The following is a 26,129-nucleotide window of genomic DNA, read 5'->3' on the forward strand; positions in this document are numbered from 1 at the left end:
TCACCTTTGTGTCTGCGCGTATTGGGCGTTCTGGGAGACAAGGTAGGCCGTAGTGACCTTGCCCGGGGCGAGCCTGCCCTCGGCAATCGACACGGCCAGCGCACTGGCGGGGGCGACCATGGCTTCGGTCAGCTCGATTTCGGACGCGCCCTTGTTTTCGATGCGCAAAACCTTGCCGGTGAGTTCTGGACCCCGGTATTCGGCGATCATCTGCACCTGAAGCGTACCGACATAGACCGGTCGCAAGGCGCGCTGCCGCATCTCATAGCCTTCGGCGACCGCATTCGAGTACATGGCCTGCACGAGCTCGATAGCGGCATCGCGCGTCCCGAGCTTTTCCGCCGGACCGTTCTCAGCGGCTCGTTCGTTCGCGATCGCCGGATTGGAGACGAAGACTTGCGCGGCCTGGTCGCCACCGATCCGGCACACGAACTTGTAGACATAGCCGCGCTTGCTCGTGGCGAAAAATGAGAGGGCGCTCCGGACAAATCCGTCAGGAACGGATAGATAGATATCGCCGCGAACAGGCTCGTTGACGACCGAGAAGTCATCGATCGGGTTGCCGGTCGAGATCTTCGAGACCGACGCGAACTCATCCTCGACAAGGCTGATGCGCGTGAGGTCCTTGGCCGATGCCTGGCAGTCGACCTGGGCACTGTCCGACGCCATGATCGTCTGGTCCGCCCTCGCCGGTTCTGCGACGAGAAGCACGGCGATCGCCAGCAGTCCTGCGCCCATGCACCGGCTCAAATGGCAATGGACGCGCGAGAGGAAGGCCGTGCCGGCAGCGGCACTGCCGAAGACATAGACCGACATCATTTTTCCTTCCCCTGCTCGGCCACCACCATGCCGAAGCCGATCAGCTTCAGGGACAGGCCGGAATATTCCCAGTCGTACCGGAAGGTCCGGCGTTCGTTCGAAATGACCTTGTTGCCGACGATGGTGTGCAGACTGCCCGTCACCTCCGAGCGAAGGTTCTTCGTGTCGAGGTCCATTTTCTCGATGGTATAGAATTGGGAGATCGAAGACCCCCGCTGTTCGTTGACGATCTTGAGCAGATCGGCCTTGATCTTGCCCTGGGCGGACGGCGCCGTGATATCGAGCACCGAATTCATCCAGTATTCGAGATTCTGCGGACTGCGATTGAGGGTGAGCACCACGGTATCGCGGGTGATCATCTCGAGATATTCCCGGCTGACCCCGGCCGAGCTCACCGTGACGGGCGAGCGCAAAATGGGTTGCAGCACGACTTCCCGGTCCCGCGATACGGTGAAGATGAACAGCAATAGGGTCAGCGCGCCGAGCCCGGCGGCGACGATCGCCAGGATGTTCCGCTGTCGCAGGATGCGCTGGCTGTGCGAATGACTGTAGGAAAGTTCCATATCACCCCGCCATCAATCGAAGGTACGAGGGTGGCGTGGCTCTCAGACCGGTGAACCCGGCCGGAAGATACCAATAGGCCAGATGGAGAAGCCACGATGTCGCCCGGCCTGCCTTAGCTTTTCTGAGACCCCACCAGCCTGCACCCGAAAGTGCCATGCCGATGAGAATGTGCTGAGACAGGATCCCCCACGCGAAGGGTATGACCATCGCCAGGAACTCATCCAGGGTCCACAGCCCGATCAGCTCGGGATCATCCAGATGAGTCGGGATAACGTACTTGTCCGCGGCCATTGCACCACCCTCTCCTTGGATCGGTCGAAGCTGCTACTTCGTCCGACCGCAGGAACGCTCAGATCGTCGCCGTCACAGTGGACGTGACGATCGGAATTCCGGTCCCCGCACCGACCCCGACCCCGACCGGGATAGCGATCTGCCCCATGGAAAAGCGACCCGACGCCAGGGCGACGATGCCGCCGGCAAGGCTGAGCACGGTGATGATCTTGCCGCCCGAACCCTCGAGGAAGTCGGTGAACTTGGTGAGCGCGGTATCGAACGTGGTATCGGCGCCGGCGAATGCTGGCCCCGCGAACCAGAGACCAGCGAACAGGAGGAGGGCGATGGCGACGATCGCCCGCTCCGTGCGCCCGCTCTTTTTCAGAACTGACTGCATGTTGGGTTTCCTTCACATGGAGACGCGACGGATCCGCGCCCAAGTGAAAGGGTGGTCAGATGCCTTGCGTGGTCGCAACGGGCGGCCCGAGGAGGCCCCCTCGATTCGGCCATCATTTTGCGATTCTCGGCTTTTTAAGCATGGCCACGGGGCACGATGCTCCGACATCCGGGGCGGGCCGCCCGTCAAAACGGGGCAAGATGCCCGTGATTGCGGGGCGGCTTGCCCCACATTTGCGGGCACGCGGCAATCGCGGTAGATTCGGCGGCCAGATTATCGGAAATTAACCATTCTCGGTTCATAATCGCTGCCGTAAGCCAGACGCGTAGATCGGGCTTCTTATGGATCGCAACTTCAGGACGTGGGCACTATGGGCGCCGCAGACTCACGAGACATCACCCTCAATATCTCCGAACCCCTGTTCCGGCTGACAACCGAAGGCATCCGCCTGCATTCAAATGAAACCCTGCATCATCAGACGCTTTCGAATCTGATCGACCATAGAAGTTCCCGTACCGAAAAGATCGGAAGCCACGATACCCGCACTCTCAAGGAACATCTTACTTCAATTCCATCGGACGGGACCATTCGAATTCGTCTCAATATTTCCAGAACGAGCGCAACAAGCCTTGATGAAGTGAAGGATTTACTGAGCCGCCAGCTCGACTCCAAACTGACTGTGGCGGATGCCTTATCATTCCTTTTGTTCGATTATGTGGTCGAACAGAAGGCCGCGCAGGTCATGGGCAAGCTGGATCTCAGCGGCCCAGACCCATTCGGACGTAACGGATTCGCCAACGGTCATTCCAGTTAAACGGCTTGGTCCACAGTGTGTTAGCCAACCAATTACCCGCCCTGTTTGGCTCAAACCGGGCTTGCATTGCCGATTTCCATGTGATTGTGTCTCCTGATCCAGGCGGCAATGCGAGATCGAAATGTCATCTCTTGCCAAAGTGGGGGCGTAAGTTGTGGAGGCCGTCGAGCGCGACGAGCCGCAGCGGGATTACGTACCCCTGATCCTTCAAACCATGGCTGTGCGGGACACCGCGCAGCGCAGGCTGGCGCATATGACCGGGATCAGCAAATCCCGTCTTGGCCTCCTCCTTCATAGCGATCCCGACAAGCGGTCGGTGATGACTCTACCTGAGCTTGAGAAAATTCTCCACGCGCTCGGCACCAACATCCTGCAGGCGTATATCTGCATCGAGACCTTCAAAGGTCTCGAATTGCCCGACAGGGAGCGATATGCAACCGTCATTTCAATGCTTTGCGAGATGTTCGCCGGCCTGCCCCGCAAGATCATCGAGGCGCTCGATGAGATCAACGGCATCGACGGATCGGAGGTGAAACGCGATTGGGGCGCGCCCCTCCAGAAGGCGGTCGTCAAGCGGGTCGCCGAAGAAGTCGTGAAGATCCGTGAACGGCGGGCACGGATCACAGATGGCGATGATTTCCAGATCTAGGCGCCGCTATCGCGTCAACGACGCACCGCACGCCGCACGCCCTCGTTCAAAAGGTCGACACCGTCGCCGCGCGTCCGGCAGGACGTGCCGCCGTTGCCGGAACAACGGTCACTTGGGGAACTATGGTCGCCCGGCGCTCAAAACCGCTCAGCCGCGACCAGTTCAACAGCACATTGTCGACATAATCCCGCGTTTCCGGGATCCGCGGCACCGCACCGTTCCGGACGCGGCCAGGTCCAGCGTTGTAGGCCGCCAGGGCAAGGTGATAGTGACCAAAACGGTCGAGTTGCCGCCGCAGATATTTGGCGCCGCCTCGAAGGTTGCTCTCCACATGGTAGCGGTCGACCCCCAGCTGCGCCGCCGTTCCCGGCATCAACTGGGTCAAACCGAAGGCATTTTTGGGCGAATAAATGTTGGGCTGATACTGACTTTCCCGGATGATCATTGCGTCGAACAGACCGACCGGGATGCCATGTTCACATGCAATATTGCTCATCAATCCATAATAGGTCGCCCGGCGGAACTCCGCATCAGACCGCAAGAAGCCGGTCGGGCGGTAGGGCGCTGCGGAACATTCCGGCACGTAACGCGGCGAAGCGGACGCAAATATGGGTCCGCCCCGCATCCAGATCGGGACGGGGATCGATCCTGCCGCCGGGAGCAGACCTGTGGAGGGCGGCACCGATGGCTGCGCCACACTGGTACGCGCCGGTACCTCCGGCGCAGCGCTGAAACTGTCAACCATCTGAAACTCCACCCAGCGGCGGCTCAGATCGTGGATGCGGAACGCGGGGGGCAGTGCCGGCAACGCCGCGTGATCAGCCGCCTGAGGGGCCTCATCCTCGACATCCTCGCCCGCCCGGAGCGGCCTCTGCGGATTGGTGGCGCCCATCGAAATCAACTGGACGCTACGCGCCGCCGGCGGCGGCTCCGCAGCCATACTACCGGTTTCCCACCCTATCGCCGCGACCGCGATGCCGATCAGAAATGCTCGCATGAGATCCTCCCCAATTCGCAATTAGGCCAAGTGGAGAGTATCAAATCCAACCTTGTCAATCCGCGCCGCCGCCATGAGAGCCGGGCGATGAGGGCCTGGGACGGCAGCGCATGTGGCTGATCCCTCGCCGCACCAATGGCCTTGGCACGGGCAGAATTCCGCTGCCCCAACCTGTGCGCGACGCCCTTGTCCGATGGTATTCCGGCAGGGGCTCAAGGCATGACGAAGAGGCCGGCATCACCCTCGTCCAGCAAGCCCGCATTGGGGAGAAATGGATCGCCTGCGATTGTCTGCAGCCCGGCGCTTCACCGCCGATCCTGACCCCCGCCTTCCTGTCCGAGGCTGAAACCTATTATCTTCGCCGGCTCACCAGCACCGACCGCCCCGAGCACCATCCCGACTGCCCTTTTTTCCGTGAGCAGGCCACCAATCGGCTCAGCGAGGTGCGCACCCATGAAAGCGCCGCCGATCCGCCAATGGGTTATTTCGAAGTGCTGCGCCCGGCGCCGGAGAAGCTCGCGCAAAAGCCCGAAGAAGACAGTAGCGACGACCGGACGCGCCAGGGTTCAGTCCCCCGGCTCGCCCGCCTGCTTTGGCGCCTGCTCCACATTTCCGGTCTCAACCGCGTCCCGCCGCTTGGCGAAGATCATGTCGGCCATTCGATCAGCGATGAGTTCCGAACCCTGTCCGCCGCTGCGACAAGAATCGAAATCGCGCCAGGGATCGAGCTCGGTCGCGCTTTCTGGACCCATGCGCAGGCGCTCCACAGCAAACGCGTTTATGCCAGCCTGCGCGAGATCGCCCGCCGTTGGCCGCGTGGCCATGCGCCCCAGGCCTTCCTGGCCCTTTTCGCACATGAGTTCCGCGGCGCGACGATCCAGGTGTCGGGCTCGGATCCGGTCGTGATCGCCAACCGCGTGCAATCTCCCTCCGTGCGCGGCAATACCATCAAGGGTCCCTATCTGGTCCTCATCGTGGCCGGACAATATCCCGAGGCGCATGGATATGCGCCGCTTCGCGCATACGCCCAGCCGATCCTTTCGGGCCGACGGTTCATGCCCGTCGACTCCGAATTCGAGCGCGCGGTGCTGCGCGATTTGATCAAGCTACGCGTGACATTTGACCGCTATGATATCGACCTGATGATCGAGAAGCCTGTGTTCGACACCCTGACCCAGATCGGTCCCTGCCGGCCGGATTTCCTTCTTGAGGCGCGATCGAGATCCACGGGTGAAATCCGGCACGTCATGGTCGAAGCCATGGGCTCGAATGACGAGATGTACCTGCTTTCGAAAGCCGCAACGCACCCGCGAATGGAGCAACTCGCTCCGCTCGTCTGCGTCTCACCGCTCGATCTCGAGCGGAACCGGATTGCACCAGCCGTCCTGCGCGGCTTCGGCCTCTAGCCCCAGTTCATCGAGGCCGCGAACAAGATGACGATCGCGAGGGTCACGGGCATTGAGGTCAAATAGAGCTTCTGCCAACGCCACCAGGTTCGCGGCACAAACAACAGCGCCGCTTGCCAGGAGGTCACTGCGGTCCAGCTGCGTTCGCGGTACACCGCGCATAGCATCATCCCGATCGAGAGCGCGAACGCCATCGCGCAACAGATCCCGGTCGCCAGATACAATGCCATCCAGTTGGCCGCTTCGACTGTCGTCAGCTGTCCCATCTCGGTTCCACCGGGCCTGTCGTTCAGCAAAAGCCTAACGCAGCGGGCAAATCCGGGCAATCGACACAATACCCATAGGCCATCGTTGACGGGATCGAGCCAAGCAGACCTGGCAGTGCGCCCTACAAGAATATGGCAAGACGAGCACTGGAATGGCGCCTATCCAGACAGCATAGATAACGTCACGCTATCGCACATCACGCAATCAAATAAATATTATTAACAAAACATTTACACTAATTCGGATGATCTTCTGTTCCAACATCTGGATCTGGTAAGGACGGATCGAATTCAAGATTGGGAAGATTACTTATTGAAAGTAAGTGCGCGCCGAATCTAGCAGGCGGGAGAACCCCACGCGCCATGTCGGCGCAGCCGACTGGACGCGCGCATGCAGGCCATAGTTCTCATCATTCTCTATCAGGGGCAAGAGACCCTTGCGGTCTACGACACCGATTCCGCCGCCTGGGATGCACTGCTGGAGTTTGTTGATCAGCGTTGGCAGGGCCGCTTCGGTCACATCCCTCGTCCGGACAACAACGACGAACGCGTCGAGACCTTCTTCAGCGGAGAAGATGTTTATCTGCTTGCCTCGACCGATGTCATCGGTCTCGAGCCGACGCACCGGGGCCCGCGTCACAGCGCGTCGTCATCGGCGCGATAAGGGCCCAGGGCGATGTTCGGGTGCCTCATTCCCGGCGACAGGATCGGGCTTGAAACCACCCAGGTTATCAACAAACGTATGCTCGGCAGTGCGAAGCCGCGGCGCTGAAAGCGCGACCGCTGGCCAAATGCGCACCTGGATCATGCCCGCAAAGACCTTCGGAACGAGCATTCGCGCAGTTGGATCCAACGATGAGCCGACGCATTACCCACCCGGCATCGTTGACCCGGATCCGCGTGCGTATCTGCACCTACCGCACCATCCGCTCCCCCCTGCAATCGAGCGCGGCCTTAGCCGTTCCACGCCCCATGAACAGGGTGAAGACTGTCAGGCCAGCCGCGATTGCACCGCCTCGGCCACCGTCCGCCGCTACCCGGAAGCGCACCGCATAAAAGTTCCAGATTCAAGATAGGCGTCGGCTACCCACCGGCCTGATCAACGGCGCCAGGTGCGCGCCGACCGCTTTGATCAGTTCGAAGGCGCCGAGCAACGCAACGCCTGTCAATATGATCAAGCCGACCTCAACCCAGCCCAGTGGCGCAAAACCCAAACGCTGCTGAAGCGGTTCAACCCCGAAGATCAGGACCGTCCCGGCCAGGATAAATCCCAGGACAAAGCGGAACGCCACATTGTGCCGGACAACCGCCTGGCTGATATGCGCACTGAACGACCGATGGGCGAGAACCAGGGCAATCACCGAGGCGACAAGAGCAAAGAACATGAATGTCCTTAATTCTTCAACCGGCAACGAAATACGGCCCGAAGCGACGAGGATCGCACCGAGCACCGCGAGCGCCAGCCCCCCTTGAAACACCGAACTTGCCACCAAAGGCAGGTTGAACAAACGCTCCTGCGGCGCACGCGGCGGCCGCTGCATCAAATTCTCTTCTTCCTGCTCTGCCTCGAACACAAGTGCGCAGACCGGATCGATGATCATCTCGAGGAGGGCGATCTGGATGGGGCCCAGCAAAATCGGCGTCCCCAGGAGCAACGGCAACAGTGCAAGCCCCGCAATCGGCACATGAACCGCGAAAATGAAACCTATCGCCTTTCGAATATTGTCATAGATCCGCCGCCCCAGCCGGATCGCCGAGACGATCGCGCCAAAATCGTCCTCCACCAGCACGATCGATGACGCCTCCCGCGCAACGTCGGTGCCGCGCTTGCCCATGGCGACACCAATATGTGCGGCCCGCAGCGCAGGTGCATCGTTGACGCCGTCACCCGTCATGGCGACGATGTCACCAGCAGCCTTGAGCGCCGAAACGATCCGCAATTTCTGATCGGGCATCGTCCGCGCGCAGATCGAGACGGTCTTGATCCGCTCCGACAATTCCTCGTCACTCAGGGTGCTGATAGTCGGTCCTGTGAGCGTTTCACCGGCATCGAGACCCGCTTCCGCGCCGATCGCCTGCGCTGTTGCCGCATAGTCACCCGTGATCATGATCACACGGATCCCGGCAGTCCTGCATTGGGCAATCGCCTCTTTGACACCAGGGCGAAGCGGATCCTTCAATCCAACAAGTCCAAGCAGCTCAAAATCATGCTCGAGATGATCCTTCGCCGCCACCTCGCGCGGGACGCGTCCGGCCGCCACGCCAAGGACACGCATGCCGCGCACCGCCATCGCGGTGGCCGCCGCCTCGAGCCGGGCCTGACCCTCCTTGTCGAGCCTGCACAGGCGGCCAATCGCCTCGGGCGCGCCCTTGGCCGCGGCAACGAACGTCGTCTCCTCCCCGGGGCTCTCCCAGATATTCGTCATTGCCAGCAAATCAGGTCGCAGGGTGTTGGTATGTATCAGCGTCCATCCGCGTACATCCTGGCAGGCCGCCGAAACGGCAGCTTCGTGGAAGGCCACCTCCATCGGATCGACGGGGATCGGGGCACTCGCCATCGCACCATATCGCAAAAGCTCGTCGAAACGATCGCTGGCCATCCCCGCCCCAAGATCGGCCGTTTCGCCGGACGCCATCCAGAGTCCGGCTGCAACCATCCTGTTCTGGGTCAGCGTTCCGGTCTTGTCCGTGCAAAGGACCGTAGCCGCGCCCATGGACTCAATCGCCGACGCCCGCCGGGTGAGCACGCCGACCTGCGCGATACGCCAAGCGCCCATTGCCATGAAGATCGCAAGGACGACCGGGAACTCCTCGGGCAGAAGCGACATTCCGATCGCGATGCCGGCGAGCCATGCATCGAGCCATCCCCCGCGCACGAGCCCGTAGAGGAGAACCACCAGGGCAGCGACCGCGATGCCACCAGTCGCGCAGATGCGCACGATCCTGCGCATCTCATGCTGCAGCCGGGGCGCTTCGGTCTCGACGCTGGATAACGATCTGCCAATCTCGCCGATGCGGCTGCGGGGACCCGTAGCCGTCACGCGGGCGAGGCCTCCACCGCGAGTGACGATCGCACCGCCAAAGACATAAGGCAGATCGTCCCCGCCAGGTTCATGCGCGACCGCGTCCTCCTGGAAAGCGCTGCGCTTGCGCACTGGAACGGATTCCCCTGTCAGAAGCGATTCATCGCATTCGAGCCCCTGGGTCCGCAGCACCAGCGCGTCCGCCGCGATCCTGTCCCCTTCGTCAAGAACGAGGATATCGCCTTGAACGACCTCGCGGCCCGGCACGCGCACGGTCCCGCCATCGCGCATGACAAGCGCACGCGGCGCTGAAAGATCCCGCAACGCTTCCAGCACATTCTCGGTCCGGGCTTCCTGCACCACGGTCAGCAGTATCGAGAAACACGCGAACAGAAGCAGGATCAACGCCTCTCCCGTGTCGCCCAGAAGGAGGTAGGTGAGCCCTGCGGCAAGCAGCAGCGCCAACATCGGCTCGCGAAGCACCTCGAGCGCAATCCGCCATGGCGAGCGCTTCTTCTGCCGCGGAAGCTCGTTCGGCCCATCCCGGTCGAGCCGCTCACGAACCTGCGTTGCGGACAAACCATCCAGCGGGCTCTCAATAAGGGATTCCTTGGTCATATGTTGTCCAGTTTCGAGACCTGCAGTCGATGAATAGGGGCACATAGTTTGACCTCGGCGCAATGCACTCAGACGGAAACATCAGGGCGCAGCCCTCTTCGCCCGTCGAACGCATCTAAGCGCATGCCCCGCGCGCGTAATTAAGCAATATCCCCAGTGGAACGCTCGTCAGGCACGCCGCCAGGAGTCCTCAACGGAATGCAGTCGGCGTGATGGCGCCCCTAATCTGCTGGAATGGCTGGCCGATGTACTCGGCAGCATCGGCGAGGGTCACCTGATCAACCGGATCGACGATTTAAGACCATGAGATCTGGTCGCCATCGCAGGCGTGAACGACCGATTTTCGTGGTTAGTCCTCGGGCCGCTTTCGGGGAGTAACTGCAACGAAACCGCCTACGCTACGCGTGCCAGCATCGGCATTTCGTCGCGTCGCAAAGTCAGTACTTCGACGCCGTTCCCGGTAACCGCGACCGTATGCTCGAACTGGGCCGAGAGCTTCCGGTCGTTGGTCACGACCGTCCATCCATCGTCTTGGGTAGAGACCTTGCGCGTACCCTGATTGATCATCGGTTCGATCGTGAAAACCATGCCCTCGCGCAGGCGCACGCCCATTCCCGGCCGCCCGAAATTCATGACTTGCGGCTCCTCGTGCATCTCGCGACCAATGCCGTGCCCGCAAAATTCACGCACAATCGAGTAGCCATTCTTTTTGGCGTGCCGCTCGATTGCGAAGCCGATGGCGCCGATATGGGCGCCAGGCCGCACCTGCCCTATGCCTTTCCACATCGCCTCCTGTGCGACACGCACCAGCCGTTTTGCGGCAGATGAAACGTCGCCGATCAGATAGGTCTTGCTCGAGTCCGCAATGAAGCCGTTCTTCTCCAGCGTGATGTCGAGGTTGATGATGTCGCCGTCCCGGACGATCTCGTCTGCATCCGGCACCCCGTGGCACACGACGTGATTGATCGAGCTGTTCAGGACGAATTTGAAGCCGTACTGCCCTTTGCTCGCCGGACGCGCGGCGAGCTCCACGGTGATGAAGCGATCGACCAGATCGTTGACCTGCAATGTCGACATGCCGGCGAGGTCTTGCTCGTCCAGCATCTCGAAGACGGACGCCAGCAGCTTGCCGGAAACACGCATCAGCGCCAGTTCGTCAGATGTCTTCACCATGTCAGGCAGAGGCCGCTTCGGCGAGGCGAACATGTGCTGCGGAAAATTGCGTCTTGACGATGTCATTGAATGACAAAGTGGGGCTTGCCTCGGCGAGCATACCGATCTTCATCCAGAATTCGGCTTGCGCATTGATGGAACGGCACATCACGGTGCTGGCCCTGCGGACCTCTTCGTGCAGCTCGTCGTTGATTTTCACAATGCCCATGGATGCCCTTCGCCGCTATTTACAATATATGATTCGTATATGAATCGTATCCTTGGGAGTCAATCGACGGCATTGGTGAGCGACTGGTTCCAGGCCGATCATGGCGGGGCATGGACGAGACTATGGGCGATTTCTGACCGGCTGCTTTATTCAGATGATGGAGGGCGGACGGTTATCCTTAATGGAGTAAAAGGCGCCCCCTCCCCCCATTTCGACCGCCACCGCCTGATCTTCAGGGCCGTCACGCGCCAGGCGTCAACGATGCTTCAGACGCGGAGTTGGGCTGGAGCGAGAACAGGCCAGAGCAATCAGGCCGGTTCATGGCTCACGCCCGGGGCAGGCTTCAATGCCTGGCCAGTTCTTCCTTGAGGCGTAGCTTTTGCTTCTTAAGCTGCTGAATCATGACATCGTCCGGCATGGGGCGGCTCATCTCTTCCTGAATCTGGCGGTCGAGGACTGCATGCTTTTGCAGCAGAGCATTCGCATGCGATGTATCCATAGTCCCTTTCTCCTCTTGTTTACGCAGACGAGATCGCGCTGTGGGTCTGTCATGCTCGCAGGACCTCGCCGGCTGCGACATCGGGAAGAGTACGTATCGGCGCGTCCGCGCTAATATGAGCTTGCCGTATGCCCGGCGAGCGTGTTGAGCTCACGGCGACGCCCCCTCTATTCCATTCTCTGTAACCCAAAATTTCCGCTACGGATTCCTACTAGATATGCGCTCAATGATCGGGCAGTCGGGCCGGTCGTCGCCATGACAGCGTTCAGCCAGTTCGAGCAATGTCCGGCGCAGCGCCTGAAGCGCATCAGCTTTACGCCCCAGTTCGTCGGCACGGGTGATCGCGAGCGCTTTTACTTCGGCGCTGGTGCGCTGGCTGTTGCTCCAAAGTCCAAGGAGATCGCGGATGTCCTCGATCGGAAAGCCGAGATCGCGCGCATTGGCGATGAACCGCAAGCGATGGACATCGGCATCCGCATAATCGCGGTAGCCGCTGTCCCGGCGTAGCGGCGCCGGGATCAGGCCGATCTTCTCGTAGTGACGGATCATCCGCTGCGAGACACCGCTCGCCTGCGAGGCCGCGCCGATATTCACAGCTTCACCCGGTTGAGCCGCAGCGCATTGGCCACGACGCTGAACGACGACAACGCCATCGCTGCCGCCGCGATCATCGGCGAAAGCAGGATGCCAAAGACCGGATAGAGCAGGCCGGCCGCGATCGGCACGCCCGCCGCATTGTAGACGAAGGCGAAGAACAGATTCTGGCGGATATTGGCCATCGCCGCCTCGCTGAGTTGGCGGGCGCGGACGATACCGTTGAGGTCGCCCTTGAGCAGGGTCACGCCCGCGCTTTCCATCGCAACATCGGTGCCATGCCCCATCGCGATGCCGACATCCGCCGCCGCCAGCGCCGGCGCGTCATTGACCCCATCGCCCGCCATGGCGACGACGCGGCCTTCCTGTTTCAGCCGTGCGACGACAGCGGCTTTCTGATCGGGCAGGACGTCGGCCTCGACGGCATCGATACCGAGCTGACGCGCCACGGCTTCGGCCGTCGTGCGATTGTCACCGGTCAGCATCACCACCTTGATGCCGTCGGCGCGCAGGGCGGCCAGCGCTTCCGGTGTGGTCGGCTTGATCGGATCGGCGATGGCGAACACGCCTGCGACCCGGCTGTCCAGCCCCATGAAGATCGCGGTGGCGCCATCCGCGCGAAGCTGGTCGGCCTGTGCGGCAAGTGGCGCGGTGTCGACGCCCGATTCCGCCAGGAAGCGCGCGTTGCCGAGCGTGACACGCCGGTCCTCGACCACGCCCAGCGCGCCCTTGCCGGTGGGCGAATCGAAGTCGCTGACGGACGGGATGTCGATGTTCCGGCCCATCGCCGCCTCCACGATCGCCAGCGCCAGCGGATGTTCCGACGCGCGTTCGACCCCGGCGGCGATCCGTAGCAATTCCGTTTCCTCGTAACCGTCCACGGCGATGATCCGGGTGACGGCGGGTTTGCCTTCGGTCAGCGTGCCAGTCTTGTCGACGACCAGCGTGTCGACCTTCTCCATATGCTCCAGCGCCTCGGCATTCTTGATGAGCACGCCAAGTCCCGCGCCGCGCCCGACCCCGACCATGATCGACATCGGCGTCGCCAGACCCAGCGCGCACGGGCAGGCGATGATCAGCACGGATACCGCCGCGATCAGCCCATGGGCCAGGCGCGGCTCCGGTCCCCAGATGCCCCAGACGGCGAAGGCGAGGATCGCGACCCCGATAACCGCCGGCACGAACCAGCCGGCGACCTGATCGGCCATACGCTGGATCGGCGCGCGCGACCGCTGGGCCTCGGCGACCATCTGGACGATGCGCGAAAGCATGGTGTCGCGTCCGACCTTGTCCGCGCGGATGACCAGCGCGCCGCTCTGGTTCATCGTCCCGCCGATCACCGCGTCGGAAACGGTCTTGGTGACGGGCATGGATTCGCCCGTCACCATCGATTCATCGAGCGCCGAGCGCCCTTCCTCGACCACGCCATCGACGGGCACCTTTTCGCCGGGCCGCACCCGCAACCTGTCGCCCACCGCGACCAGATCAAGCGAGATTTCCTCTTCGCTGCCATCCTTCGCGATGCGCCGCGCGGTTTTAGGGGCGAGGTTGAGTAGCGCCTTGATCGCGCCGGAGGTTCGCTCGCGCGCCCGCAGTTCGAGAACCTGCCCGAGCAACACCAGCGTGGTGATCACGGCGGCCGCCTCGAAGTAGACGGCGACCGACCCGTCGGCGGCCCGGAAGGCGGCCGGGAAAATGCCGGGCGTCAGCGTCGCTACAACGCTATAGGCCCAAGCCACGCCCGTACCCATTGCGATCAGCGTGAACATGTTGAGGTTGCGCGTCTTGAGCGAGGCCCAGCCGCGCTCGAAGAACGGCCAACCCGCCCACAGCACAGCCGGCGTCGCCAGGGCAAACTGGATCCAGGTCGAGAGCTTCATGGGCACGAGATGATGCAGCGACGGGAAGAGATGACCGCCCATTTCAAGCACAAAGACGGGGAGCGTCAGGATCAGCGCGACCCAGAAGCGGCGCGTCATGTCGATCAGTTCGGCGCTCGGCCCGGTGTCGGCGGTAACCATTTCCGGCTCGAGCGCCATGCCGCAAATCGGGCAGGCGCCGGGATGGTCCTGCCGGATCTGGGGGTGCATCGGGCAGGTCCACATCGTACCCGGCGGGGCGTCCACGACCCGATCGGCTGACTTGTTCAGATAATGCTCGGGATCACCGACGAATTTCTCTCGGCATCCCGCGCTGCAAAAATGATACTCATGACCAGCATAGGCTGCATGGTGCGCGGTCTTCTGCGGATCGACGGTCATGCCGCAAACCGGATCGACAGCCAGGCCCGGCGGAGTTCCCTCGCCGTGCGCCCCATGGCTTCCACAACAGCCATGGGCCCCTGAATGTGCGCTATGCTTCGACTCGGCCATCAACCGTCTCCTTCCATCGCCTGCCCATCTGGTGCTTGACATAATGTTAGAGTCAAGAGCCGCTTGACCTTAACACAGTGTCAGATGCCATAGTCGCTTCGACTCGAAGGAACTGAATCAGCGTGCGAACAAGGCGAACCAAAGTAGAGGCAGGCAAATCCGGCCCCCGTCAGGGGACCGGTCGCTTGGCGCTGTTGCGGCTCGTCACCGCAATGTGCGTGGCCTTGACCCTGTCGTTCATGCCTTTGGCCATGTCGAGCGGACTGGCCATGACGCACAGCGCCACGGTTGGAATGCCGGACATGGGGCATTGTGCAGGCGAGCACGAGACATCCCTCGACAAAGAATCGGGCCCCGACAAGCCATCGGGCGGCATGATCGATTGTGCGATCGCCTGCGCGGCAGTTTCGCCCACAGCGCCGCAGATGATGGCCTGTGCGAGCCATCCTCGGCAAATCCTCGCATCACAACCTTCTCCCCGCCTCGAGGGAATCGGACCCAACGCAACAAGTCCGCCTCCACGCCTGTCTCCAGAAGCTTGAAGCCAAACAATCTTCTGGAGAATGAAAAATGAAAATGCTTATCACTGCAATTGCGATTGCGGCCGCAACTCCGGTTGCCGCCCAGACCGCCAATCCCGCCGGTTCCGCCCATACGGATCATGGCACGCCCGCGCCTGATCGGAGTGGCAAGGGTTGCTGCTGTTGCGATAGCCCATCGGCCAATAAGGCCGACGACGACATGAAGAAGATGGCATGTTGCGAGAAGGCGAGTGGCGAAACGCCCGCCACACAGCATTCGGAACACAAGCATTAGAGCCGAGCGGGGCGGAAGGCAGTTTGTTCTCCGCCCGTTTTCCTCGACCTTCATTTCCGGTTTCTGGTTTGTCAGGAATCCGTAGGACAATTCACCATGACACAGCTTATTGAACGCCGCTCGTTCTTGCGAGCCGGAGCTATCGGCCTGGCCGGGCTCGGTATCACAGGGCTTATACCGGCCTGGGCCCGGTCTGGTTCCCCCGGTCTCGCGCCAACCTTGCCCACTCTGTCTGGCGAGGACATCCACCTCAAGATCGCCAACACCCATTTCACCGTCGGCGGCCGCACCGGTCACGCCGTGACCATGAACGGCGTGCTCCCCGCCCCGCTGATCCGGCTGCGCGAAGGGCAGAATGTGCGGCTCCATGTCGAGAATACGCTTGATGAGGACAGCTCGATTCACTGGCACGGGCTCATCGTCCCGTTCCAGATGGACGGGGTGCCGGGCGTCAGCTTTCCCGGCATCAAGCCGCACTCGACCTTCGTGTATGAATTTCCGCTGCTGCAAAGCGGCACCTATTGGTATCACAGCCATTCCGGCTTGCAGGAACAGCAGGGCCATTATGGGCCGATGATCATCGACCCCGCCGAACCCGATCCCGTCGCCTATGATCGTGAACATGTGATCGTGCTTAGCGACTGGACCTTCCTGAATCCTCATCATCTTGTCACCAAGCTCAAGGCGGAAGGCGGCTATTTCAATCGCCGGAAGCAGACTCTGTTCGGCATGATGAAGGGTGGGCCGGAAGAGGAAATGTCAGCGTCGGACCGCGCCATGTGGGGACAGATGCGCATGGACCCAGCGGATATCGCCGATGTGACGGCCGCCACCTACACCTATCTCGTCAATGGTCATGGCCCGCAGGAGAACTGGACCGGCCTGTTCCACCCCGGCGAGCGGGTGCGGCTGCGCATCATCAATGCTGCGACGATGACGATCTTCAATGTCCGCATTCCGGGCCTGCCGATAACCGTGGTCAGCGCCGACGGGCTGAATGTCCGGCCCGTCACGGTGGACGAATTCCAGATCGGCAATGCCGAGACCTATGACGTCATCATCCAGCCGACCGAGGACCAGGCGTTCACCTTCGTCGCGGAATCGATCGATCGTTCCGGCATGGCGCGCGCCACGCTCGCTCCGCGCCTGGGTATGACCGCGCCCGTCCCGCCGCTTCGCCCGCGCCCCACGCTCACCATGAAGGACATGGGAATGGGCGGCATGGATCATGGTTCGATGGCGGGAATGGACCATGGTGCCATGTCCGGGATGGATCATGGTGTTATGGCCGCCGGTGCGAGCGCGGCGGTAGCGAACCATGGCGGTTCCCATTCGATGGGCGGCATGAACATGCGCGACAAGTCGAAGGTGCCCGACAGCGTCAAGGTCGGCGTCGGGGTGGACGCCATCGCCATGTCGCCGATCGATCGCACCGGCGACCCGGGCGTCGGGCTGGAGGATGTCGGCCACAAGGTGCTGACCTACCGCGACCTGATGTCGCTCACCCCCAATCCTGACACGCGCCCGCCGCAGCGCACGATCGAGGTTCATCTCACCGGCAACATGGAGCGCTTCATGTGGTCGTTCGATGGCGAAAAATTCAGCGAAGGCGTCGAGCCGATCCGCTTCGAACGCAACGAACGCGCGCGCGTCGTTCTCATCAACGACACGATGATGACCCATCCGATCCATCTGCACGGCCATTTCTTCGAGGTGGTGAACGGCCATACCGGCAGCTATCCGCGCAAGCACACCGTCAATGTGCTGCCGGGCGGCAAGGTCAGCTTCGACCTGACCGCCGATGCGCCGGGCGACTGGGCTTTCCATTGCCATCTGCTGCTCCACATGCACGCGGGGATGTTCCGTGTCGTCACCGTCCGCCCGCTTGAGGGAGATGCAGCATGAAGCCTCTCGTGGGCATCTTCATCGCGGCGGTCGCCACGCCCGCCCTGGCGCAGCAGGATCATGGCGCCGCCGTGCAGCAGGCCCCGGCCGATCCGCACGCACAACATCAGATGGATGAACAATCAGCCGATCCCCATGCCGGGCATGCCATGCCGCCGAAGCCTTCCGAGCCGACAGATCCGCACGCCGGCCACCAGATGCCTTCGGCCCCGGCAACGGACGCGCACCATGCGCATGCCGGGCATGAACCCGGCATTCCCGATCCGCCGGGCGGGCCGCCATCGGCGGCGGCATTGGGTGGCCCCGCACATGCCGCTGATGCCATTTTCGGCGCTGCGACAATGGCCCCCGCGCGCGAAGTGGTTCGCAAGGAGCATGGCGATATCAAAAGCGGCATGATCCTGATCGATCAGCTCGAGGCGGTCATCGGCAAGGGCAAGGACGGCTATGCGTGGAACGCGCAGGGCTGGTACGGCGGCGATATCGACAGGCTCTGGTTCAAGACCGAGGGTGAGAGCCGCTTCGGCGAGAGTTTGGAGAGCGCCGAAGTGCAGGCGCTCTGGGGCCGTGCGCTCGACCCGTGGTGGAACCTTCAGGCCGGCGTCCGTCACGATTTTCGCACCGGGCCGGATCGCAGCTACGCCGTGCTGGGTGTGCAGGGCCTGGCTCCTTACTGGTTCGAGGTCGACGGGGCCCTGTTCCTTTCGGACAAGGGCGACGTCACCGCGCGGTTCGAAGCGGAATATGATCAGCGCCTGACCCAAAAGCTGATCCTCCAGCCCGCAGCCGAGTTGAACTTCTCCGCGCAGGACGTTCCCGAACTGGGCATAGGCCCCGGCCTCTCCACGGCCGAACTGGGATTGCGTCTGCGCTATCAGTTCGTGCCCGAGTTCGCGCCCTATGTCGGCGTGAAGTACGAGCGCGCCTTTGGCGACACGGCAGATTTCCGGCGTGCGCAGGGTGAAAAGGCCGGAGGATGGAAGTTCCTGATCGGAATTCGATCCTGGTTCTAACGAGGATATAATTTCAGGACCGGCCCGCCTCATTGAGGCAGGTCGGTCCTCCTGCCTTTCGCGTGACACGCTGTTCTTGAACGGGGGAAGGGACAGGACGGCCCAACAACCAGGCCCAAAAGAGTACCGCGCTGCCGGAGACGGCGAAGATCTGGCCACGCTCGGCGAGCTGGCGAAATATTTCCAACAACGCCGCTGCCTCAGTGTTAGCTGGGCGACAGGTTCAGGCGGTATGCCAAGATTGCGGCGGGACGACCGCGCGCCGGCACGGCAACGAACAGCCTGTCGAGTTCAGGCACATAGAGCCCGGTGCGCGCGCCGCTTGCGGTTTGCACGCGCACGCTGTCTCCGTTGGCCGCGATCACCTCGACATATCCGGTGCCGCAGATCAGCAAGACATGGCCGCGAACCAGAAACAGATCATCGGCATCGCCGCAAGTTGATCGAACCGACAGCGTGCGCCCGCTTGCTGCGTCGATCGTAGCGAGGCCGCCTTTGCCGTAGCCGACAAGGACATGAGCGTTGCGCGGATCGACGCGGACGTTGTCGGCATCGTTGCCAAGATCGATCCGCGCCAACTCGCGTAGATCGGTGCCGTAGAAGTGCACAGAACCGTCGCCAAAGGCGACCACCAGCTCATGCTCGGCCGGAAGCCAGGCGACGCCTTGCTGTTCGGCGAGGCCGACGATGCGCCCGATGACCTTGCCGGTATCGAGATCGATTGCGTCGACGGTGCCGTTGGCGATTTCGACAACGAACAGGCGACGGTCCGCCAGATCAACGGCGAGATGGTCGATGCGCCCTTTGGTGTCGGGAAGCGGGATCGTCCGCTCCAGCACGAGCGGCGCGCGCGTGCGCCTGGCCGCATCCCGGCAGCGTCAGCATGAGGGCCGCTGCCAGTCCCCTCCATTGCGTCACCTCAACTTGTCGCCACGGCGACATGGCTGAGCGCCGCGGCCAGTCCGTGTGCCAGCTTCTGCGCATCGTCATTGGCCCAGAAGTGCATGAAGAACAGACGCGGCTCGTCGTCGAGCATGTGATTGTGCAGCGCCGTCACCTCGATGCCGTTCTCGCGCAACGCGTGCAGCACTGGATTGACCTCCGAGGCGGTGAGCACAAAGTCGCCGGTAATCGCCGCCTTGCCACCGCCGGTCGGCTGAAAGTTGATTGCGACGGCCGATCCCATCGCCACAGGCAACTCCATGCCGCCGTCGCTCGGTGTCTCGGCACGCGGGATGCCGAACGCATAGACGCCGCCACCGACCTTGCCCTTGTGGCCCATGATGCGGTCGAGCGCGGCGGTGTCGAGGTCGATCTTCTCCGGCGCGGCCGGGCTGGCGGCCGTCGGCGCGGACAGAGGTGTGCCACTCAGCGCCAGCGCATCGTGCAGGACCTTGGCGAGTTGCGCGGGATCGCCACGCCCGCCGATGTGCATATACATTGTGTGCGGCGCATTGCGCAGCAGATGATTGTGGAGCGCGGTGATCTCGATCCCGCCGGCGATCAGCTTCGCCATGACCGGGTTCACCTCGGTATCGGTGAGAACGATATCCCCCATCACCATCACCTGGCCTTCGCCGTGGGGCATGAAGGCGAGCCAGGAACCGAGAGCGAGCGCGGGCTTCAGCGTCACGCCGTCGAGCACCACATGCAGGTCGCTGCGCGGCAGGCCGATGCGATAGACCCCGCCCGGCATTTCCGCGCCCGGCTTGCCGATCGCCGTAGCAATCGCCTGCTCCCAGGGTTGCGCCGCCTGCGCTGGCGACATCAGCGCCAAAGCGCCCAACAGAATCGCTATCGCACCTCGCTTCATGATATTCTCCTCTTGGACTATGCGATCAGGACGTAGGCGATGCCGAGCGCCGCGCAGATGCCCAGCACCGGGATCATCCCGACTTTGAAACGGAAGACCGCGATGGCCGCGCCGATCGCGAGCACCAGCGCGGCGATGTTCAGAGACGCAAGTACCGGCACATCGAACCCGCCGCCTATGATGGCCACCTTGCGGACCTCGCCGAACAGGGTGTGGATCGCAAACCAGAGCGCGAGGTTCAGGATGACCCCGACGACGGCGGCGGTAATCGCGCCCAGCGTGGCGGAGAGCGCGCGATTGCCGCGCATCCGCTCGATGAAGGGAGCCCCCGCGAAGATCCAGAGATAGCAGGGCATGAACGTCACCCAAGTGGTGAGAATCGCCCCCAGCGTGGCGGCAATGAGCGGCGGCAGGCCGGTCGCTTCCCGAAACGCGGCAAGGAAACCGACGAATTGCGTCACCATGATGAGCGGGCCGGGCGTGGTCTCTGCCAGTCCGAGGCCGTCCAGCATTTCTCCGGGCTTGAGCCACCCGAAGGTGCCCACGGCTTCCTGCGCGACATAGGCAAGCACCGAATAAGCGCCGCCGAACGTCACCATCGCCATCTGGCTGAAGAAGGTGGCGATGCGCGTGAACACGTCATCCGGGCCGAGAAAGGCGAACAGCAGTGCAACCGGCGCCAGCCACAAGATCAGCAAGGCGCCGGAGATTTTGAGCGACCAGGCGAGATTGGGCCGGGCATGGTCCGGCAGTCCCTCACCCAGCGCGGTATCGCGATCATGAACAACATCTGTTCCTGCCGACGCATGACCCCCGCCGACCTGGAAGGCGGAGAGACCGGCACGACCGCCGAGGAAGCCGGCAAGCGCCGCTGTCAGGACGATCAAGGGGAACGGCGCATCAAGGAAGAAGATCGCCACGAAAGCGGCCACCGCCATCCCCCGCATGACGTTGTTCTTGAGTGCGCGCTTGCCGATGCGCACCACCGCTTCAATGACGACGGCGAGCACCGCGGCCTTGAGTCCGAAGAACAGCCCGACGATCAGCGGAGCGTGGCCAAACAGCACATAGATATAGCTGAGTCCCAGGATCGCGACGAACCCCGGCAGCACGAACAGCGTGCCGGCGACCAGCCCGCCTTTTGTCTTGTGGAGCAGCCAGCCGATATAGGCGGCGAGCTGCTGCGCCTCGGGGCCGGGAAGCAACATGCAATAGTTGAGTGCGTGGAGGAAGCGTTCCTCACCGATCCAGCGTTTCTCGTCGACCAGGATGCGGTGCATCACCGCGATCTGCCCGGCAGGGCCGCCAAAGCTCAGCGCCGCGATCCGCGCCCAGACGCCGGTTGCCTCACGAAAGGAAATACCGTGATCCGGCAAGGTTGCTTCGCTGCTTGCGGGCAGTTCCGTCACCGCGCCGCTCATGACCGCACCTTTGCCTTGGCCCGGCCCTTCGCGGGTTGATGCGACACCCAATTATGCGTCTCGTCGGTGGCATCGCGGCACCAGCGATAGAAAGCATCGTAGAGCAACATCCCGGCTTCGAGCTGCTCCAGATCGTCGGCATACATGCGCGACAGGCCGAGCGAGGCAGCCAGCAGTCCCGCCGCCTCGGGCACGAGATCGGGCCGCCCGGTGTCGGCACCACGCACGATCGGCGCGAGGCGCTTAAGCGGCTCGTGGCCGCCCAGCCCGAACGCGTCCACCATCACGTCGAACGTGCAGAGTTCGTCCCGGTGGCTCCAGACAATGCCCTCACCTTCAATGTCGAAAGGGGCAGCGCCGAAGCGTTCGGCGACACCTTGCACCTCGAACGGCGCCACGAACAGGAAGATGGCGCTGGGATCGACGAAACGGCGGATCAGCCAGGGACAGGCAATCCGGTCCACCTTGGGACGGCCGCGCGTCACCCAAACCGTCCGCCTTTCGCTATCGCGGGATGGCAGCACGGTTTCCGGCACCATTGGCAGACCGACACTGGCCCACCCGGCGACACCGTTTTCAAGTGCTTCGGCAGAAACACCTTCATGGCGCAGACGTGCGGCGGCACCCTGGCTCAACGATCCGCCATCACGACAGGCAATCACGGCGGAGCGTCCCCGAAACTCGTCCGCCCAGATGCCGATGTCGGCGGCAGCGCGCCGCAATGTTCCGGGGATCAGCAGTGGTTCGGTGGCAAATTCATCTTCGGGCCGAACGTCGATCACAATAGGCCCGGACGGAATGCCGACCAGGCGAACGAGTTTATCCGATGAAATCGTATTCAAAACAGGCATGATGCGTCCCTTCACGAAGCAGGACGCGATTCTTCAGCCTGTCGCCTCGTGGGGAGATCGCGTTCCCCATGCCACAATCATGCCGTGTCCTTCGGTCTTGGTCAATGTTCGATCATGCCGGCCTGAGCGAGGCTTGCCTGTTCGGGAGCGAGCCGGCCGAACGCAAGGTGATCGTGCGCACCTGAGGATCTCGACCTATATCGGGGTGTGCCACTGCGGTCAGACTGCCGTCAGCAAGCTACTTTATGCGATATGGGCAAGGGAGATCCCGATGTTCATGGCAAAGGTCGCTGGCAAGGACAGGTTCAAGGTCTGGGACGCGCCGCTGAGGCTCTTCCACTGGCTACTCTCGTCGCGGCCATCGCGGTCGCCTTCCGTCCTCCGAGGGAGACAGTACGTTTGCGGTCTGGCATTGGCGCGATCTTCGGCACGGTCGTTTGGCGACTATAACCCCTTGATCAAGAACAATGCATTCTGTGCTTGTAGCTCCCATGATGAAACACGAATGCGAGGCTTGCAATGAATCCAACCGATAGCCGTCAGCGTTTCTCCTCCCTGTCGATCGCTCTCCACTGGGTCACGGTGCTGCTGATTTCCGCCGTGTATGCGACCATCCTGCTCCGGGAGAACTACCCCAAGGGAACCGACATACGTGAAGGGCTGAAAACCTGGCATTTCATGCTCGGACTGGCGGTGCTGGCCCTGATTGTCATCCGCTTGATGGCGCGCCTCGGCAGCCGCAAGCCGCCTATCACGCCGGAACCGCCAGTTTGGCAGGCGCTGCTGGCCAGTACGACGCATTTTGCGCTTTACGCCTTCATGCTGGCAATGCCCGTCGCAGGCTGGGTGATCCTGAGCGCCTCGGGCAAAACGATCCCATTCTTTGGCCTGGAGCTCCCCGCTCTGGTCGGCCAGAGCAAGACCTTGGCGGCGCAGGTGAAGGCGATACACGAGACGGTCGGGACGATAGGATATTTACTGATCGGCCTCCATGCACTTGCGGCCCTATACCATCATTATGTCGTCAAAGACGATACCTTGCGCCGCATGCTGCCGGGGCGGCATTGATGTCGGCGTGCCGATCGGGCCGTGCAGAATGAAAATCCGCCTTATCCTAAAAGAGATTCTGCCATTCTACTTCAGGCTGGTCGTCCTTGCCGCCGTTACCCTGTTCATCGATCTCATCCTTCACCTGACGGATCTGGTCTGGATCGGACGCTACCTTGGGATCCCCGGCGTGATCCTGATCCTTCTTTCGTTTGGCCATTCGCTGCGCAAGCGCGGGGTGATCAAGAGCTCAAATCCGGTCCGCCTGCTACGGCTCCACGAATGGCTGGCCTGGATCGGCGCCACGCTCGTCCTCGTCCACGCGGGTATCCACTTCAATGCCGTCCTCGCCTGGCTCGCTGTCGCCGCCATGGCAGTGAACATCACCAGCGGACTAACCGGCAAGTATCTCGTCCAGCGTTCGCAGCGCTGGATGAAGCAGGCCAAGACCGAGTTACGCGATGAAGGACTCGCCGACAGTGAAATCGAACAGCAACTGTTCTGGAACAGCCTGGCGGCGGGGCTGGTGCGCAAATGGCGGACCATTCACCTGCCGATTGCGCTGGCCTTCGCTGTGCTTGCCACCGCCCACATCCTTTCGACCTTCCTCTTCTGGGGGTGGAAATGAAACGCTCCCTCTGGATCGGGATTTCGCTGATACTGGCGGCGATCATCTCCCTGAGCTTCCTTCGCCCGCATGAGATGGTCAGTCCCGGCAACCTGATCCCGGCGCATTCGGCGCTGCAGAACAATTGCTTCGCGTGCCATGCCCCGTTTCAGGGGGCGTCAGCCGAACGCTGCACCAGCTGCCATGTCGTGGCTGATATCGGCCTGCGCACAACAAAGGGTATCGAGATCCGGCAATCGGAACGAAGGCCGGCTTTCCATCAGGCGCTCACCGAGTCCGATTGCATGGCCTGCCACAGCGATCACCCAAGACCGAGGCTGACCAAGGCCAGCTCAGTCCGATTTGATCACGCCCTGCTGAAAGCTGACGCGCGCGCGAACTGCCAGTCCTGTCACATGGCTCCGCGCGATGATCTGCATCGCGGCCAGGCCCTGGCCTGCGCGACGTGTCACCAGCCAGCGCACTGGAAGCCGGCAACATTCGACCACAGCCGCTATTTCCTGCTCGACCGCGATCACAACACAGCCTGCACGACCTGCCACCTGGATAGCAATTACAAGGAGTACACCTGCTACGGATGCCATGAGCATCAGCAGGCAAAAATTATCGCCAAGCACCGCGAGGAAGGGATAACCAACATCGAGAACTGTGTCCGTTGCCACCGCAGCGCGCATGGCGAGGCAGAGGGCGAGCATGAGGGCGGAAGGCGCGAAGACTAGCGGTCTATCACCCGGCCCCCCGTTCCTTTGAGAAGAATATTTTACGGCCCCGGTCGTTACAGGGTTACCGGGTTGACCAATTCAAGGGTTCAGCTGTGGGCTGGTGACCGCAAGCATATCGGCCGGAGAAGCCCGGTTCCGCAAAATGAAAGGATAGACGATGACCTACTACATTGCCGCCAAGTTACAGGTTCCCTTTGATGACGCCATCGTCCGCACCGAGGCGGCGCTGAAGACCGAAGGTTTTGGCGTCATTAGTCGGATCGATATCCAGCAGACCCTCAAATCAAAGATCGACGTCGACTTCCGTCCGTATACGATCCTCGGGGCCTGCAATCCGTCGTTGGCTCATGAAGCGCTGCAGTTGGAGGATAAGGTCGGCCTGATGTTGCCATGCAATGTCATTGTGCAGCAGTCTGGTTCTGATGAAGTTGAAGTCGCGGCGATTGATCCTGTGGCCTCAATGCAGGCCATCACTAATCCTGTGTTGTTAAAAGCCGCTGACACCGTCCGTGAAAAACTCGCACGCGCGATTGCCCTGCTGAGCCATTGAGGATTGGTCTGGCAGGTTAACGGCATTGATCCGACGGGCAAAAGCATGGACAATCCCACGCGCACTGCTGAGAAATCGGAGATCGATTGTATGACGGGCGATACTTCCATGGGTCAACAGACGGGATCGGGCAGCGATGACATTCGCCACAAAACGGGCTGGGGCTGGATTCTCGCTTATGGCGTGATCGTGTTCCTGGTCGGCCTGCTGGCGCTGTTCAACCCGATCGCGACCGGAATGGCGACAGGCCTTCTGATCGGCGTGATGCTGGTCGTCTACGGCATTTTCGCGATCATTGCCGGAGTATCGTCCTTGTCGCGCCGCGCGCGCTGGATCGAACTACTGCTTGGCATGCTGGGTATCGTTGCGGGCGCGGTCACGATCTTCAACCCCTTTGCCGGTGCGCTCTCACTGGTACTGCTGATCGGCGCGTGGCTGCTGGTCAGCGGCATCTTCGAGATCGTGAGCGCGTTCAGGATCGCCCATGATCGGGCCTGGCGACTGGTTCTCGGTGTACTGGACGTTGTCCTGGGCGGACTGCTGCTGTTCAGCGGACCGGGCACAGGCCTCGTCTTCCTCGCCTTTTGCGTCGGGATCAGCTTCCTGTTCCGGGGCGCTTTCCTCGTCGTGCTGGCTTTGGGATTACGCAGGGTGGCGCGCGCCTGATTCTGTCGCTTCGCCTGCGCAGATA

General features: G+C 62.0%; 29 protein-coding genes. 12 read left to right on the forward strand and 17 right to left on the reverse strand.

Translation table 11 applies throughout. The features are described from left to right. The 4 genes from L3X40_RS00505 to L3X40_RS00520 are packed head-to-tail and all read right to left on the reverse strand — an operon-like array spanning position 1 to position 2,053. Complete coding sequence (locus L3X40_RS00505) at positions 1-819, reverse strand: type-F conjugative transfer system secretin TraK (RefSeq protein ID WP_092958476.1); 819 nt, start codon at positions 817-819, stop codon at positions 1-3. Next, the gene (locus tag L3X40_RS00510) at positions 816-1,382 is read right to left on the reverse strand and encodes a type IV conjugative transfer system protein TraE (RefSeq protein WP_092958474.1); all 567 of its coding nucleotides are present in this window, start codon (positions 1,380-1,382) and stop codon (positions 816-818) included. Before L3X40_RS00510 ends, L3X40_RS00505 begins: the two co-directional genes overlap by 4 nt. Position 1,383: 1 nt before the next feature. Then, positions 1,384-1,674, reverse strand: coding sequence for a type IV conjugative transfer system protein TraL (gene traL / locus L3X40_RS00515; RefSeq protein WP_092958472.1), 291 nt, complete (start codon positions 1,672-1,674; stop codon positions 1,384-1,386). A gap of 58 nt (positions 1,675-1,732) precedes the next feature. Then, positions 1,733-2,053: a TrbC/VirB2 family protein gene (locus L3X40_RS00520; RefSeq protein ID WP_015460524.1), complete on the reverse strand. Its 321-nt coding sequence runs from the start codon at positions 2,051-2,053 to the stop codon at positions 1,733-1,735. A 370-nt stretch (positions 2,054-2,423) separates the two neighbouring features. Here L3X40_RS00520 and L3X40_RS00525 point away from each other — a divergent pair, with 370 nt between their 5' ends. Continuing rightward, entirely contained in the window at positions 2,424-2,867 is a 444-nt protein-coding gene (locus tag L3X40_RS00525; RefSeq protein WP_221442133.1) for a hypothetical protein, read from the forward strand. A gap of 154 nt (positions 2,868-3,021) precedes the next feature. After that, positions 3,022-3,516: a hypothetical protein gene (locus L3X40_RS00530; RefSeq protein WP_067104974.1), complete on the forward strand. Its 495-nt coding sequence runs from the start codon at positions 3,022-3,024 to the stop codon at positions 3,514-3,516. A 46-nt stretch (positions 3,517-3,562) separates the two neighbouring features. Here the strand turns inward: L3X40_RS00530 and L3X40_RS00535 are convergent, their stop codons facing one another. After that, on the reverse strand, positions 3,563-4,513 hold the full coding sequence (locus L3X40_RS00535; protein ID WP_237363775.1) for a lytic transglycosylase domain-containing protein: 951 nt from the start codon (positions 4,511-4,513) through the stop codon (positions 3,563-3,565). 110 nt (positions 4,514-4,623) lie between these two features. On the opposite strand from L3X40_RS00535, the gene L3X40_RS00540 reads away from it, so the two are divergent. Continuing rightward, positions 4,624-5,919: a hypothetical protein gene (locus L3X40_RS00540; protein ID WP_237363777.1), complete on the forward strand. Its 1,296-nt coding sequence runs from the start codon at positions 4,624-4,626 to the stop codon at positions 5,917-5,919. Here the strand turns inward: L3X40_RS00540 and L3X40_RS00545 are convergent. Next, positions 5,916-6,185, reverse strand: coding sequence for a hypothetical protein (locus L3X40_RS00545; RefSeq protein WP_067104971.1), 270 nt, complete (start codon positions 6,183-6,185; stop codon positions 5,916-5,918). The genes L3X40_RS00540 and L3X40_RS00545 overlap by 4 nt on opposite strands. Before the next feature lie 391 nt (positions 6,186-6,576). Here L3X40_RS00545 and L3X40_RS00550 point away from each other — a divergent pair, with 391 nt between their 5' ends. Further along, positions 6,577-6,849 (forward strand): hypothetical protein, encoded by a 273-nt coding sequence (locus L3X40_RS00550; RefSeq protein WP_145075987.1) that lies wholly within the window; start codon positions 6,577-6,579, stop codon positions 6,847-6,849. Positions 6,850-7,252: 403 nt separating this feature from the next. On the opposite strand, the gene L3X40_RS00555 is transcribed toward L3X40_RS00550, so the two are convergent. The 7 genes from L3X40_RS00555 to L3X40_RS22275 all read right to left on the reverse strand — a co-directional run bounded on the left by L3X40_RS00555 (position 7,253) and on the right by L3X40_RS22275 (position 14,976). After that, a complete protein-coding gene (locus tag L3X40_RS00555) occupies positions 7,253-9,826 on the reverse strand; it encodes a cation-translocating P-type ATPase (RefSeq protein ID WP_145075990.1) in 2,574 nt (857 codons plus the stop codon). 393 nt (positions 9,827-10,219) lie between these two features. Then, positions 10,220-10,999 carry a type I methionyl aminopeptidase gene (map, locus tag L3X40_RS00560; protein WP_145075993.1) on the reverse strand — a complete coding sequence of 260 codons (780 nt, stop codon included), beginning with the start codon at positions 10,997-10,999 and terminating at the stop codon, positions 10,220-10,222. A gap of 1 nt (position 11,000) precedes the next feature. Then, complete coding sequence (locus L3X40_RS00565) at positions 11,001-11,207, reverse strand: ParD-like family protein (protein ID WP_145075996.1); 207 nt, start codon at positions 11,205-11,207, stop codon at positions 11,001-11,003. Positions 11,208-11,550: 343 nt separating this feature from the next. Next, a complete protein-coding gene (locus L3X40_RS00570) occupies positions 11,551-11,706 on the reverse strand; it encodes a YdcH family protein (protein ID WP_145075999.1) in 156 nt (51 codons plus the stop codon). A gap of 198 nt (positions 11,707-11,904) precedes the next feature. Then, on the reverse strand, positions 11,905-12,300 hold the full coding sequence (gene cueR, locus L3X40_RS00575) for a Cu(I)-responsive transcriptional regulator (RefSeq protein ID WP_237363779.1): 396 nt from the start codon (positions 12,298-12,300) through the stop codon (positions 11,905-11,907). Next, positions 12,297-14,672, reverse strand: coding sequence for a heavy metal translocating P-type ATPase (locus tag L3X40_RS00580; protein ID WP_272907900.1), 2,376 nt, complete (start codon positions 14,670-14,672; stop codon positions 12,297-12,299). The genes cueR and L3X40_RS00580 overlap by 4 nt, the downstream gene beginning before the upstream one ends. A 169-nt stretch (positions 14,673-14,841) precedes the next feature. Further along, on the reverse strand, positions 14,842-14,976 hold the full coding sequence (locus L3X40_RS22275; RefSeq protein WP_260401663.1) for a hypothetical protein: 135 nt from the start codon (positions 14,974-14,976) through the stop codon (positions 14,842-14,844). 266 nt (positions 14,977-15,242) lie between these two features. On the opposite strand from L3X40_RS22275, the gene L3X40_RS00585 reads away from it, so the two are divergent. From L3X40_RS00585 to L3X40_RS00595, 3 genes are all read left to right on the forward strand, one after another. Next, positions 15,243-15,488, forward strand: a complete 246-nt coding sequence (locus L3X40_RS00585) for a hypothetical protein (RefSeq protein ID WP_237363784.1) — start codon at positions 15,243-15,245, stop codon at positions 15,486-15,488. A gap of 96 nt (positions 15,489-15,584) precedes the next feature. Beyond that, positions 15,585-17,393, forward strand: a complete 1,809-nt coding sequence (locus tag L3X40_RS00590) for a copper resistance system multicopper oxidase (RefSeq protein WP_237363793.1) — start codon at positions 15,585-15,587, stop codon at positions 17,391-17,393. Next, the gene (locus L3X40_RS00595) at positions 17,390-18,406 is read left to right on the forward strand and encodes a copper resistance protein B (protein ID WP_237363794.1); all 1,017 of its coding nucleotides are present in this window, start codon (positions 17,390-17,392) and stop codon (positions 18,404-18,406) included. The genes L3X40_RS00590 and L3X40_RS00595 overlap by 4 nt, the downstream gene beginning before the upstream one ends. Before the next feature lie 206 nt (positions 18,407-18,612). Here the strand turns inward: L3X40_RS00595 and L3X40_RS00600 are convergent, their stop codons facing one another. The 4 genes from L3X40_RS00600 to L3X40_RS00615 all read right to left on the reverse strand — a co-directional run bounded on the left by L3X40_RS00600 (position 18,613) and on the right by L3X40_RS00615 (position 22,491). Further along, positions 18,613-19,245, reverse strand: a complete 633-nt coding sequence (locus L3X40_RS00600) for a YncE family protein (protein WP_237363797.1) — start codon at positions 19,243-19,245, stop codon at positions 18,613-18,615. A gap of 80 nt (positions 19,246-19,325) precedes the next feature. Further along, positions 19,326-20,219: a DUF1259 domain-containing protein gene (locus L3X40_RS00605; RefSeq protein ID WP_145075895.1), complete on the reverse strand. Its 894-nt coding sequence runs from the start codon at positions 20,217-20,219 to the stop codon at positions 19,326-19,328. Positions 20,220-20,236: 17 nt separating this feature from the next. Next, positions 20,237-21,640: a chromate efflux transporter gene (gene chrA, locus L3X40_RS00610; protein ID WP_237363799.1), complete on the reverse strand. Its 1,404-nt coding sequence runs from the start codon at positions 21,638-21,640 to the stop codon at positions 20,237-20,239. After that, on the reverse strand, positions 21,637-22,491 hold the full coding sequence (locus tag L3X40_RS00615) for a chromate resistance protein ChrB domain-containing protein (protein ID WP_237363801.1): 855 nt from the start codon (positions 22,489-22,491) through the stop codon (positions 21,637-21,639). Before L3X40_RS00615 ends, chrA begins: the two co-directional genes overlap by 4 nt. Before the next feature lie 519 nt (positions 22,492-23,010). Here L3X40_RS00615 and L3X40_RS00620 point away from each other — a divergent pair. From L3X40_RS00620 to L3X40_RS00640, 5 genes are all read left to right on the forward strand, one after another. Then, positions 23,011-23,559 carry a cytochrome b gene (locus L3X40_RS00620; RefSeq protein ID WP_237363802.1) on the forward strand — a complete coding sequence of 183 codons (549 nt, stop codon included), beginning with the start codon at positions 23,011-23,013 and terminating at the stop codon, positions 23,557-23,559. Positions 23,560-23,587: 28 nt separating this feature from the next. Beyond that, positions 23,588-24,166 carry a hypothetical protein gene (locus L3X40_RS00625; protein ID WP_092958982.1) on the forward strand — a complete coding sequence of 193 codons (579 nt, stop codon included), beginning with the start codon at positions 23,588-23,590 and terminating at the stop codon, positions 24,164-24,166. Then, a complete protein-coding gene (locus tag L3X40_RS00630; RefSeq protein ID WP_237363805.1) occupies positions 24,163-24,885 on the forward strand; it encodes a cytochrome c3 family protein in 723 nt (240 codons plus the stop codon). The genes L3X40_RS00625 and L3X40_RS00630 overlap by 4 nt, the downstream gene beginning before the upstream one ends. Before the next feature lie 160 nt (positions 24,886-25,045). Next, positions 25,046-25,438, forward strand: coding sequence for a DUF302 domain-containing protein (locus L3X40_RS00635; protein WP_237363807.1), 393 nt, complete (start codon positions 25,046-25,048; stop codon positions 25,436-25,438). A 90-nt stretch (positions 25,439-25,528) separates the two neighbouring features. After that, positions 25,529-26,104, forward strand: coding sequence for an HdeD family acid-resistance protein (locus L3X40_RS00640; RefSeq protein WP_237363809.1), 576 nt, complete (start codon positions 25,529-25,531; stop codon positions 26,102-26,104). The last annotated feature ends 25 nt before the right edge of the window (positions 26,105-26,129 follow it).

Source organism: Rhizorhapis sp. SPR117, assembly GCF_021742065.1.